The 11,769-nt window shown below is 63.9% G+C and carries 13 protein-coding genes; 8 read left to right on the top strand and 5 right to left on the bottom strand.

Annotated features, from left to right (window positions below; all coding sequences use genetic code 11):
- Positions 1–39: 39 nt before the first annotated feature.
- Genes M3B90_RS08755 through M3B90_RS08765 form a run of 3 tightly spaced genes read right to left on the bottom strand, consistent with a single transcriptional unit; the run spans position 40 to position 3,038 of the window.
- Positions 40–780 (bottom strand): phosphoglyceromutase, encoded by a 741-nt coding sequence (locus M3B90_RS08755; protein WP_259889905.1) that lies wholly within the window; start codon positions 778–780, stop codon positions 40–42.
- A gap of 9 nt (positions 781–789) precedes the next feature.
- On the bottom strand, positions 790–1,236 hold the full coding sequence (gene dtd / locus M3B90_RS08760) for a D-aminoacyl-tRNA deacylase (RefSeq protein ID WP_259889906.1): 447 nt from the start codon (positions 1,234–1,236) through the stop codon (positions 790–792).
- Positions 1,236–3,038 carry a phosphotransferase family protein gene (locus M3B90_RS08765; protein WP_259889907.1) on the bottom strand — a complete coding sequence of 601 codons (1,803 nt, stop codon included), beginning with the start codon at positions 3,036–3,038 and terminating at the stop codon, positions 1,236–1,238. The genes dtd and M3B90_RS08765 overlap by 1 nt, the downstream gene beginning before the upstream one ends.
- Before the next feature lie 88 nt (positions 3,039–3,126).
- On the opposite strand from M3B90_RS08765, the gene M3B90_RS08770 reads away from it, so the two are divergent.
- The 6 genes from M3B90_RS08770 to purM all read left to right on the top strand — a co-directional run bounded on the left by M3B90_RS08770 (position 3,127) and on the right by purM (position 8,591).
- On the top strand, positions 3,127–3,576 hold the full coding sequence (locus M3B90_RS08770) for a DUF3151 domain-containing protein (protein WP_259889908.1): 450 nt from the start codon (positions 3,127–3,129) through the stop codon (positions 3,574–3,576).
- 79 nt (positions 3,577–3,655) lie between these two features.
- Positions 3,656–4,987, top strand: coding sequence for an adenylosuccinate synthase (locus M3B90_RS08775; protein ID WP_259889909.1), 1,332 nt, complete (start codon positions 3,656–3,658; stop codon positions 4,985–4,987).
- A complete protein-coding gene (locus M3B90_RS08780; protein ID WP_259889911.1) occupies positions 4,974–5,399 on the top strand; it encodes a sterol carrier family protein in 426 nt (141 codons plus the stop codon). Before M3B90_RS08775 ends, M3B90_RS08780 begins: the two co-directional genes overlap by 14 nt.
- Positions 5,400–5,402: 3 nt before the next feature.
- Positions 5,403–5,798, top strand: coding sequence for a hypothetical protein (locus tag M3B90_RS08785; RefSeq protein ID WP_259889913.1), 396 nt, complete (start codon positions 5,403–5,405; stop codon positions 5,796–5,798).
- Between the two features lie 196 nt (positions 5,799–5,994).
- Positions 5,995–7,470: an amidophosphoribosyltransferase gene (gene purF / locus M3B90_RS08790; RefSeq protein WP_259889921.1), complete on the top strand. Its 1,476-nt coding sequence runs from the start codon at positions 5,995–5,997 to the stop codon at positions 7,468–7,470.
- The gene (gene purM, locus M3B90_RS08795; protein WP_259889922.1) at positions 7,467–8,591 is read left to right on the top strand and encodes a phosphoribosylformylglycinamidine cyclo-ligase; all 1,125 of its coding nucleotides are present in this window, start codon (positions 7,467–7,469) and stop codon (positions 8,589–8,591) included. The genes purF and purM overlap by 4 nt, the downstream gene beginning before the upstream one ends.
- Positions 8,592–8,818: 227 nt before the next feature.
- Here the strand turns inward: purM and M3B90_RS08800 are convergent, their stop codons facing one another.
- Positions 8,819–9,022, bottom strand: a complete 204-nt coding sequence (locus M3B90_RS08800) for a DUF3073 domain-containing protein (protein WP_259889951.1) — start codon at positions 9,020–9,022, stop codon at positions 8,819–8,821.
- A gap of 200 nt (positions 9,023–9,222) precedes the next feature.
- Here M3B90_RS08800 and M3B90_RS08805 point away from each other — a divergent pair, with 200 nt between their 5' ends.
- Entirely contained in the window at positions 9,223–10,218 is a 996-nt protein-coding gene (locus tag M3B90_RS08805) for an alpha/beta hydrolase (RefSeq protein WP_259889924.1), read from the top strand.
- Here M3B90_RS08805 and M3B90_RS08810 read toward each other — a convergent pair.
- Complete coding sequence (locus tag M3B90_RS08810) at positions 10,215–11,276, bottom strand: lysylphosphatidylglycerol synthase transmembrane domain-containing protein (RefSeq protein ID WP_259889926.1); 1,062 nt, start codon at positions 11,274–11,276, stop codon at positions 10,215–10,217. The two genes, M3B90_RS08805 and M3B90_RS08810, sit on opposite strands and share 4 nt — an antisense overlap.
- Positions 11,277–11,379: 103 nt before the next feature.
- On the opposite strand from M3B90_RS08810, the gene M3B90_RS08815 reads away from it, so the two are divergent.
- Positions 11,380–11,718 (top strand): hypothetical protein, encoded by a 339-nt coding sequence (locus M3B90_RS08815; RefSeq protein ID WP_259889930.1) that lies wholly within the window; start codon positions 11,380–11,382, stop codon positions 11,716–11,718.
- The last annotated feature ends 51 nt before the right edge of the window (positions 11,719–11,769 follow it).

Here is an 11,769-nt window from a genome sequence, read left to right on the forward strand (position 1 = left end):
GAGCCCGAAACCCCCACAACCCCTATGGAATTCGAGAGTCTACTTTTTACCCTGGTTGGCGACGGCCTCTGCCGCCTTACGCGCGGCCTCCTCATCGAGGTAGCGGCCGCCCTTGGTGACAGGCTTGAAGTTTTCGTCGAGCTCGTAGACAAGCGGCTGGCCGGTCGGGATGTTGAGGCCGACGATGTCTTCGTCAGAGATGTCGTCGAGGTACTTCACGAGGGCGCGAAGCGAGTTGCCGTGCGCAGCCACGAGAACGGTCTTACCGGCGGCGAGGTCAGGCTTGATGCCCTCTTCCCAGTAGGGGAGGAAGCGCGCAATGACGTCCTTGAGGCACTCGGCCTTCGGAACCTCGGTGCCCTCGTAGCGGGGGTCGTCGTCCTGGCTGAACTCGCTGCCTTCCTCGATGGCGGGCGGCGGAACATCGAACGAGCGGCGCCACAGCATGAACTGCTCGTCGCCGTACTTGTCGCGGGTTTCGGCTTTGTCGAGGCCCTGGAGCGCGCCGTAGTGGCGCTCGTTGAGGCGCCAATCGCGCTTCACGGGGATCCAGTGACGATCAGCGGCATCAAGCGCGAGGTTCGCGGTCATGATGGCGCGGCGCAGGAGCGACGTGTGCACAACGTCGGGAAGGATGCCCGATTCCTTGATGAGCTCGCCGCCATGAGTGGCTTCGCCGCGGCCCTTCTCCGAAAGAGGAACGTCGACCCAACCGGTGAACAGGTTCTTTTGATTCCATTCGCTCTCGCCGTGGCGGAGCAGTACCAGTGTGTATGTCATGCATCCACCCTACTCGGTCTCGATGAGTATCGTCATGGGACCATCGTTCGTGATACTGAGCTGCATGTGTGCACCGAATTCGCCCTCGTACACGGTGAGGCCACGCTCGCGCACCCTGTCAATGACCTGCTGCACGAGTGGCTCCGCAACGGGCCCGGGGGCGGCTTTATTCCAGCTCGGACGGCGCCCCTTGCGCACGTCCGCATACAGCGTGAACTGGGAAATGATCATGACGGGCGCGTTCTTATCGAGCGCGGATTTTTCGTCGTCGAGGATGCGCAGCTCGCAGATCTTTCGCGCCATCGTCTCGACCGCGCTCTCGCCATCGTCGTGCGTGATACCAAGCAGCACGACGAGCCCCTCGCCCTCGAACTCGCCTGTTGTGCGTCGGGGGCTGTCGTGAGCGTCGAGCACCTCGACTTTCGCTCCATTCACCTTCTGAACGATCGCGCGCATCAGCTCTCTCCTTCCTCGTTGGCCTTCGCTGGAGGACCCTCGGCAGCATCGGCGCGGTGAGTATTACGTCGCGGGGGTTCCGACGGTCGCGCCGCCTCCATCGACTTCAGGAATGCGTGGCGCGCGGGGCGCACGTGAGGGCGTCGCCGCATTCCCGGCACGTAGACGGGGGTGGGCGGGGACATCGTGATGCCCGCGCGCCCGAAGTGTTCGTGGGGCTGTTCGTTGGCGCCGCCGAGCGCGAGTTCCATTTGCTGCCCGGACAGCTCTGGAATCGGCGGGAGGGGAATCGTTGGATCCTGCTCGAAGTGGGCGGCGCCGTGGGCGAACGAGGTGTCGGCGCTCGGAACGGACGGCACGATGATCGGCGACGGCGAGGGGTCCTGTGCCGGTTGTTCGGCTGGCGTGCCATCGGCGTCGCCCGCCGGCGTGCTCGTCGCCTCGGCACTCGTCGTGGCATCCGTGCGGGGTCGGGTGGCGTCAGATCCGGAAATGAGCCCGCCCGGCATGGGCCCCACGTAGTGCGGCCCGTACTCGGCGACCTGCACCCACGTTTCGGCAACGCGAACCATCGCTTCCGTGGCGCGTTCCCAATCGGGCTCCTGCTGGCGGTGCGGGCCCGTTGCGAGGGAAAGGACCACACCTGCGGCGCGCAGTGCGAGTTCTTGCGGGTCAACGCGGTTCGCGAAAACGGGATACCACGTGCGAATCGCCTCCGCGACCCGTTCGTGAATGTCGAGCGTCAGGCGACCCTGATTCGCGTAGTCGCCAAGCACAGAGAGGTGGGCGCACAGGCACGCGAGGTCGTCGGCGCGGCGACCCGGACCAACCCCGTCAATGTCGAGGACGCCAACGACGCGGGAATTGTCCACGAACACCTGCGCCTCGTAGAAGTCGCCGTGGACCACTTCGGTTGGCTCGAGGCCAATCCTGCGCTCGACGTCGGCGAGCCCGAGTTCAATGCGGTACACGAGAACGTCGAGGCGATCCTTGAGCGAGGGGAGGCTTGAGGCGACGACGCCGGCGTAGAACTCCGCTGAGTCTGTCCACGGGGGGCGCACGGGCTGGTTCATGAGGGACACGGGGAGGCGATCGAGCATCGCGACAAGATCAGCTGCGTGGCACGCGCGCTCTCCCTCGTCAATCACGGCTTTCGCGAGAACGGTACCGGGAAGTTCAGCAAGAACCACGAGACCCTCGGTCGTACCGAGGACTGCGGGCACGGGAACGTGAGCGTCGAGCAGGGTCCGGTGAAGATTGACGACGCTTGAGGTCGTGTGCGGCTGGAAGACCTTGAGGAACACGTTGCGGTCCGCGAGGGTTGCCTTGAGCACGGCGCGGCGGCCGGGTCGATAGCTCACGACTTCGACCGGCACGGGAGTGCCCTCCGCGTATCCCGTGGGCACGCCGAGCTGTGCGAGAGTTTCGTGGAGAACATCCGGGTAGCACACTTGTGGGAGCATCGGCAGCCACGGGTCGTGGGGGTAGCGCCACACGCGCACGTTCATGTCGCCGTCGGTCATCACGAGGGACTGTTCGGGGGCGAGCACGTTCTTTTCCTGCTCGCCGATGTGGGCGCTCACGCCGAAGAGCTCATCGCGCGGTTCGGCCTCGGGGCCGTCGAGCTCTACCCAGCGCACCTTTGTGCGAAACATGGCTTTCGTGGAGCGCGAGGGCCTGTGATCGACATGGTCGAGCGTCCAATCGACAAGCTCGCCGCCGGCATTCGTGACGGCCGCCTCGAGCACTCCTCCGGCCTGGGGCCCCGTGAGGAGCTCGGAACCGTCAAGGGTCTCAGTCATGCCTCCTATTGTTGCAGGTTGTGGCCGGACCCTTCTGAAGAAGCTTGCGTGCAGGATGAGCCACGTGTGGCCTTTGTAGGGTGGGGGTATGAGCGATAACACGACGTCCCGCCCTCGCCCGGAGCTCGGCGGCAACCTCCTCGGCCCGAAACCGACCCACCTTCCCGACGCACTTGACCGCCCCGTGCGCGAGCGCGAGGGCGAGGACCCGAGGAAGGTCGCGGCTGACAACCCGACCTCGCCTCTCGCGTGGGCGCTGCTCGCAGAAGAGGCGAGCGCCGACGGCGATGTCATCGAGGCCTACGCCTTCGCGCGCGTCGGGTACCACCGCGGCCTAGACGCTCTGCGCCGCGCCGGCTGGCGAGGCCAGGGCGAAATTCCCTCGAGCCACGAGCCGAATCGCGGTTTTCTCCTGTGCCTCCTCCACCTCGTGCGCGCCGCCGAAGCAATAGGCGAGGCCGGAGAGGTCGAGCGCCTTCGCGACTTCATCGCTGAATCCGATCCGAACCTGAGCGACGCCACAACGCTCGCCCCTTAACCTCGGCGCCTGCCCCGCGTAAAATGGGCCTTTGCTGTTTCGCTATCGCGCGCGAGAGCGCCGCGCACAAGGAGATGTCATGCCCGCGATCGTGATCGTTGGAGCCCAATGGGGCGATGAGGGAAAGGGAAAGGCGACCGATCTCCTCGGCGATCGCGTCGATTACGTCGTCAAGCCCAACGGCGGAAATAACGCAGGCCACACGGTTGTGGTTCACGGCGAGAAGTTCGAGCTCAAGCTCCTTCCCGCCGGGATCCTCTCGCCGAACGCCACCCCCGTGATCGGCAACGGCGTGGTCGTGAACCTCGATGCGCTCTTCGAGGAAATCGACACGCTCGAATCACGAGGCGTTGATACGTCGCACTTGCGCATCTCCGCGAACGCCCACATCGTCGCCCCCTTCCATCAAACGATGGACCGCGTCACCGAGCGCTTCCTCGGCAAGCGCGCGATCGGTACGACCGGCCGCGGCATTGGCCCCGCGTACATGGACAAGGTTGGCCGCCTCGGGATTCGAGTCCAGGACCTCTTCGACGAGTCGATCCTTCGACAGAAGGTTGAGGGCTCACTTCGCCAAAAGAACGGGGTTCTCGTGAAGCTCTACAACCGTCGGGCTGTGGAGGTTGAGGAGATCGTGGCAGGCCTGCTCAAGTACGCCGAGCGGATCCGCCCCATGGTCGTGGACACGACCGAGATGCTCAATAGTGCGCTCGACCGCGGTGAACTCGTGCTCATGGAGGGCGGTCAAGCGACCTACCTCGACGTTGACCACGGCACCTACCCGTTCGTCACGAGTTCGAACCCCACCGCCGGTGGCGCCTGCACGGGCTCGGGCATTGGCCCCACGCGCATCGACCGTGCGATCGGTATCGTCAAGGCCTACACGACTCGCGTGGGCGCGGGCCCGTTTCCCACCGAGCTTTTCGACAAGTGGGGCGAGTACCTCCAGGTGGAGGGGCACGAGGTAGGGGTGAACACGGGTCGCCCGCGCCGCTGCGGCTGGTACGACGCCCTCATGATCCGTCACGCCGTGCGCATTAACGGCTTCACCGATCTTGTGCTCACGAAGCTCGACATTCTCACCGGACTCGACGAGGTGCCGATCTGCACCGCCTACGAGATCGACGGCGAAATCCACCGCGACATGCCTATGACGCAAACGGAGTTCCACCACGCGAAGCCCGTGTACGAAACGATGCCCGGCTGGAGCGAGGACATCTCCACGGCGCGCACGTTTGATGACCTCCCGGTCGAAGCACAAAACTACGTGCGCCGCCTCGAAGAACTTGCAGGCTGCCGCATTTCGGCGATCGGCGTGGGCCCGGATCGCGACGACACAATCGCGGTTCACTCACTCATTCCCGGCGAAGGGCGCCTCGCGGGGGAGGGGTCCGACGGTGCCTGCGCGTAAGGCGATCCCCATTTCCGACGGTGCGGCCGCGATCCGTTCCTGGTGTGAGCTGCGCGAAAGCACCCCGCGGTCGAGTCTTGCGCTCGCGGTTCGCTTCACCCTCCAGGTGCTCGCCGAGGAATACCCCGGCGGCGCCGTCGAACTGCGCGTTCCTCCGTTCGGTGCCGTGCAGATTATTGAGGGGACGAGCCACACGCGCGGCACGCCGCCCGCGGTCGTCGAGATGGATGCCTCGACCTGGATGCGCCTTGCCGCGGGAGAGCTGAGCTGGTCCGAGGGGCGCGCGAAGGGCGGCGGAGTGAGCGCCTCCGGTGAACGTAGCGACCTTTCTACGATCCTGCCCGTGCCAATCGCCCGGCGTATCGCTGCGGAAAAGTCTGCCGGGCCCGCCACTAGTATCGAGGAGAACTGACACGTGACGAGCGAAAACGCGCCTGAAAACGTTGAGGAAACCGAAGTTTCGCGGGCGACCGGTGAAGCGGGGAGCCCTCAGGAGGTTGCAGGCGCAGGGGAAGGTCTCGGGTCCGACGCCCCCCAGAGCAGCGACGCTGCCGAGTCCTCCGATTCGGTTCAGCCCACCGCTCTTTTCGTGCGTCGCGAGCGTCGAATGAACCTCGGCGGGTGGGTCGTCCTCGCCCTCGTGGTCGGCGCTCTTACGGGCCTCGTGTGGGGTATGTTCCGTGGCGTTTTCGAGATCGCCCCGCTCCTGATCGCGGCGCTGTACGGGGTGATCTTTGTGGGCGTTGGACTTGCCCTCGTCGCCGTGATCGTCGACTGGGTGCTCGAGCGAAGGCGCGTGAAGCAGAAGTAAGAGTCGGCGGTGGGGAGGCAACCGTCGGACCCCAATACCTGGATTGCATAGGGTTTGTGGGGGTTTCGTGAGCGGTCCGCCCATGCGCTTACTGGATTGCATAGGGTTTGTGGGGGTTTCGTGAGCAGGTCCAAACCCCCACAACGTCTATGCAATCCACGGGGGGGGGGCTCAAGCGCCGTATTAGACTGGATTAGTGCTAGCCGCAGACGGACGACTGACCCACGACCTCCTCCCCGACGATCGCCGCCCGCAGGACGAGTGCGGTGTTTTTGGTGTGTTCGCGCCAGGGGAGGACGTCGCCACCCTCACCTACTTCGGGCTGTACGCTCTTCAGCACCGCGGGCAAGAATCCGCGGGTATTGCAACCTCGAACGGTAAGCAGATCTTGGTCTATAAGGACATGGGCCTCGTGTCTCAGGTTTTCGATGAGGGCAATCTCAAGACTCTCCAGGGTCACATGGCAGTGGGCCACACGCGTTACTCGACGACGGGAGCGAGCCACTGGGTTAACGCCCAACCGACGCTCGGCCCCCGGCCCGATGGCACGATCGCTCTCGCCCATAACGGCAACCTCGTCAATACGTTTGAGCTCCTCCAGTTGCTCCATGAGCGTCAAGGCGACTCAAAAACTGGCGAGCTTAAACAGGGCAATACGACCGACACGGCGATCGTGACGGCCCTGCTGAACCATGAAGGAACGCTTGAAGCGAATATTAAAGACCTCATGGGGCGCATTCGCGGGGCGTACTGCTTCGTGCTCATGAACGAAAAGACCCTCTACGCTGCGCGCGACCCTCAGGGCATTCGCCCTCTCGTACTCGGCAGGCTCTCGAACGGCTGGGTTGTCGCTTCCGAAACTGCTGCGCTCGACATTTGTGGCGCGAGCTTCGTGCGCGAGGTTGCCCCGGGCGAACTGATCGCGATCGACGAAGACGGCTTGCGCTGCGAGCAAGTGCTCGAGCCCGCACGCAAGAGCTGCGTTTTTGAATACGTGTACCTTGCCCGCCCCGACACGAACCTCAATGGGCGAAGCGTCAATGAGTCCCGTATCGAGATGGGCCGCGAACTCGCGCGCGAGCACCCCGTCGAGGCAGATCTCGTGATCCCCACGCCCGAATCGGGAACTCCCGCCGCGATCGGCTACGCCCAAGAATCCGGCATTCCCTACGGCCAGGGCATGGTCAAGAACGCGTACGTGGGTCGCACCTTTATTCAACCCACGCAAACGCTGCGCCAGCTCGGTATTCGCCTTAAACTGAACCCCTTGCGCGAGGTAATCGAGGGCAAGCGCCTCGTCGTGATCGACGATTCGATCGTGCGCGGCAACACGCAGCGCGCCGTCGTGCGCATGCTGCGCGAGGCTGGTGCGAGTGAAGTTCACGTGCGGATCAGCTCGCCGCCCGTCAAGTGGCCCTGCTATTACGGCATCGATTTTGCGGATCGCGCTCAGCTCATCGCCAACGGCCTCGACACGGAAGAAATCAGCCGCTCGATCGGCGCCGACTCCCTCGGCTACATCAGCTTCGACGGCATGGTGCGCGCCACCCGCCAGTCACCGAGCACACTGTGCTCCGCCTGCTTCACAGGCGAATACCCGATCCCACTTCCCGCCCCCGATTCCGAAGGCCGCGAACTGCTTGGAATGGCCGACAAGGAGGTTCAGAAATGACCGAGGCACGCGAAGGCCAAGGCCTCACCTATGCCGCCGCGGGGGTCGACACTCACGCGGGCGACCGCGCCGTCGAACTCATGAAGGCGGCCGTCAAGAAGACCCACGGCACGAACGTCATTGACGGCGTCGGCGGATTCGCGGGCCTCATCGACGTGAGCGCCCTCAAGAACTACGAGCGCCCATTGCTTGCCTCGAGCACCGACGGCGTGGGCACGAAGATCGCGATCGCCCAGGCCCTCGACATCCACGACACGATTGGCCAGGACCTCGTGGCCATGGTTGTCGACGACATCGTCGTGAGCGGAGCGAAACCCCTCGCGATGACCGATTACATCGCGTGCGGCAAGGTGCACCCCGAGCGCATTGCCAACATCGTGCGTGGCATCGCCGAGGGCTGCGTCCTCGCTGATACCGCCCTCGTGGGCGGCGAGACCGCTGAGCACCCCGGCCTCATGGGCGAAAACGACTACGACGTCGCGGGGGCCGCCGTCGGTGTAGTCGAAGCCTCCGAGATGCTCGGCGCGGAGCGCGTTGGCGCTGGCGACGTGCTCATCGGCATAGATTCGAGCGGTCTCCACTCGAATGGCTACTCACTCGTGCGCGCCGTCGTGAGCCACGCGGGGCTGAGCCTCGAGCAGCACATCGACGAATTCGGGAAGACCCTCGGCGAAGAACTTCTCACCCCGACGCACATCTACAGCGCGCAGATTCTGCGCGTCCTTGAGCAGGCGGGCGTCGGAAAACTGCACGCCCTTTCCCACGTGACGGGCGGCGGGCTTGCCGCCAACCTCGCACGTGTGATCCCTAGCGAGTGCGGCGCGCGCGTGAGTCGCGGATCATGGGAGCCCGGCGCGGTATTCCGACTCATCGGCGAGTGGGGAAGCGTGCCGCTCGCTGATCTCGAGGCGACTCTCAACATGGGGCTCGGCATGGTCGCGGTCGCGAGCGCCGAGGGTGCCGACGAGATCGTGCGTCTTTTCGAAGCCGAGGGGGTGCGCTCGCGGGTGATCGGTGAGGTTGTCACGCGCGAATCCCTGCCAGAGCCGCGCGGTGCAAGCGATGTGCTCGTGCAAGGGGCGAAGGGAGCCGACGGCGGCCCGGTCCTCGTCACTGCTTAATTCGTGGATTGCATAGAAGATGTGGGGGTTTGAGCCGTTCGGATAACGCCCGCAAACCCTATGGAATCCACGGTGGGGGCTGCTTTCCCTCCCCTTTTTTCTTCCCCTCCCTCCAAGAAAAAAGAGGATTGACGTAGCTAAACGGCTGTAACTGGCGAAGAGTTACAGCCGTTTAGCTACGTCAATCCAAGTAAAGGGGGGAGAGGAGGGGGAGAGCAGAGGCGGGGTCAGGACTCCTCGTCCTCGTCGTCCCAATCATCGTATTCGCTCGCCCACTTGTCTTCGTAGCGGTCGTCTTCGTCCCACGACGTGGACTCGTTCTTCTTTCCGCTCAGTTCGCGCTGGAGCGCATTGAGGTCAGTAGGCGGGCTGTAGTACTTGAGGTCCCGAGCAATCTTGGCCTGTTTGGCTTTCTGACGGCCACGACCCATAGGTACGACCCCCTGTGCGTCGAACATGCGGGCGGATTTCGCCCTGGAGAGTAAGTTTCGGACTCTAGGTTACACTGCGGCGCCTGGGACTTAAAGTAGAGGCACACCCGCGCGGGGTCACGTCACACCCCACACGGCTCTTCGTGACGGCAAAGAGATGCGCGATCGAGCGCGAATACCGATGAAGGAATCCCAAAGCGATGCCCGCCCTGCACAACCGCACTTACCCACCCATTGATGACTCGGCATTGATCGCCGATGGATTTGACATCGCCCACCACGACCTTGGCGAGGATGCTTTCGGTCCGTGCGGCTTCGTCACCATCGCTCGCCGCGCACCGCAGAAACTCGCCACGGGGGCGATCGCGCTATATCTCCACGGCTGGTCCGACTACTTCTTCCACCCGCACGTTGCCCAGTTCTTCAACGATCGCGGTTTCGATTTTTGGGCGATTGACCTGCGCCGCAATGGTCGCTCGCTTCGCGACGGCGATGTGGCGACCGCGATTGGTGACGTGGGCGAGTACGGGGAAGAAATCGCCCGCACGATTGAGATCGCGAGCGACGATGCGCGCGAGCGCGGCCTCAGCCCGAAGAAACCAGTGATCTACGCTCATTCCACTGGCGGCCTCACCGCGGTGACGTGGGCGGCGAAGAATTCCGGGCAAGCGTCGGCCCTCCTGCTCAATTCCCCGTGGCTGGAACTGCATGGCGGGCCCCTTGCGAGACGAGCCCTCTTGCCGGAACTCGAGATGCTTGCGCGGATCCGGCCGCTGCAGACTGTCGTGCCAGGTTTGCCCGACTTCTACGCCCGCACTCTCCACGCTGATTTTGGCGGGCAGTGGGACTGGCACGTGCCGTACAAGCCGTTTGAGTCATTCCCGATGCCTGCGTGCACGCTTGCCGCAGTCGCGCGCGCCCAATCCGAGCTCGCGCGCGGGCTCGATATTCGCGAGCCGATATTCATGACGGCATCGACGCGCTCGGCTCTCGGCCTCTTCTTCAGCCGCCGCGCCTACACGAGCGATGCGATCTTGAACGTCGAGCAGCAGGTGACGAACGCCCGCAACGCGGGGCGGGATCTGACGATCGCGCGGATTCCGGGGGCAACGCACGACATGGCCCTCGCGTTCGAGGCCCCGAGGAAGATGTTCTTCGCCGAACTTGCCGCGTTCATGGAGAGGCGCGGGCTTTAGGCCCTCCTGGTCTTGGCATCAGCTTCGGCATCGCGAACTCCGATCGGGATGGCGAGCGCGCCGGCGAGAGCAGGCGTGAGAACCTGGCTGAGTGTGAATGCGAGCGCACACGAAACAGCCGCAGCGCTCGGGGCGCCGCATTGGACGAGCGCCCACGCGACGCCCACGTCGATCACGCCGATGCCGCCTGGTGTCAAAGGAATGAGAGAAAGCAATCGGCTGAGAGCGTAGATTCCAAACAGAACGAGCGGGCTGATCTCAAACCCGTAACCGAGCATGCACCACGCGATGAACGCGAAGCCTTGTGCGAGTCGCGCGAGCGTCGGCGCGCCGAGAATCAACACGCGCGAACCATGGGCATCGGTCACCGCCATTTTTCGCGTATCGAGTGCGGGCGAAACGAGGTCACGGCTTTGACCGCCGAAGCCCTCGTTGAAGGCATCTACGACTTTTTGCACGCGGACAAGGAGGCTCCGCAAGAGTTTTTCACTCGAGAGGAATCCGAGCGCGGCGCACGTGAGGGCGAGGGCGATCGCTGCGGCAACGACGAGGGCGATGCGGCCCCACAGCGGAATATCGAGTGGCGAAAGGGCCACGAGTGCGACGGCGAGGATGGGCAAGAGGATTTGCGCGAGAATATCGGCGAGCGAGGCGAGAAGCGTGCCCGAGGCAATTCTTTTTATGCCAAGACCGGCGCGTTTGAGCCGTGCGTAGATGAGGCCGAGCGAGATCGTCGAGCCCATGGGAACGACGACTGTGACCGCTTGCGCGATGGCATTCGTTTCGGAGGCGACTCTCAAGCCCACTCCGCGAAAGCACGCGGCGAACCCCACGGAATCGATCGCGAGCACGACCAGGGCCACAAAAATAAGGAAGAGAATCCACCACCAGCTAATTCCGTCAAAGGAGGCGAAGATGTGCTCCCACGACGTGTCCACCGCGCGGGGGATGAGCCATACGATCACGATCGCGGCGATCGCGATGGAGATCGCCGCGAGAAGCGCGTGGCGAATTTTTTGCCGCGTGGTGAGGGGCGTGGGCGTCGAGGAGTCGTTCATCGCGGACCATTCTCGCAGAAAGCTGCGCACCCTCGACGTGATGCGAGCGACCTTCGCGGAGCGCTTGAGTTTAAATGTCTCACCCCTTTCGTAGAGTGGAGACATGTACACACTCATGATGATTTTCGTGTTCTTGCACATTCTTTGTTGGGCGGGCGCGTTCGGCATGTGGATCGCCGCGGCAAAAACCCGCGAGCCACTTCCCGGCATGGCGCACATGTCTGCCGCAGCACCGGTGCTTGGCCTCATCGCCGCGGTTATCGGCATCATCGATGGCATGGCCATCAACCACATCGCGATCGGCATTAAGCTCGTGCTCTCGGTCGTCGTTGCGGCGTGCGCGTTCATGGCGGTCAAGAAGCGCGAAGCAACGCCCGCACCCGTGTGGTTCGCGATCCCCGTGGGTATCGTCGTCAACATCGCTATCGGCGTGTTCATGTAAAGCTCGCCCCGCACAATTCACACCAGTTGGAGGGGCGGGTTGGGCAGCGAC

It is taken from the genome of Dermabacter sp. p3-SID358, from assembly GCF_025147465.1.
Classification (GTDB): domain Bacteria; phylum Actinomycetota; class Actinomycetes; order Actinomycetales; family Dermabacteraceae; genus Dermabacter.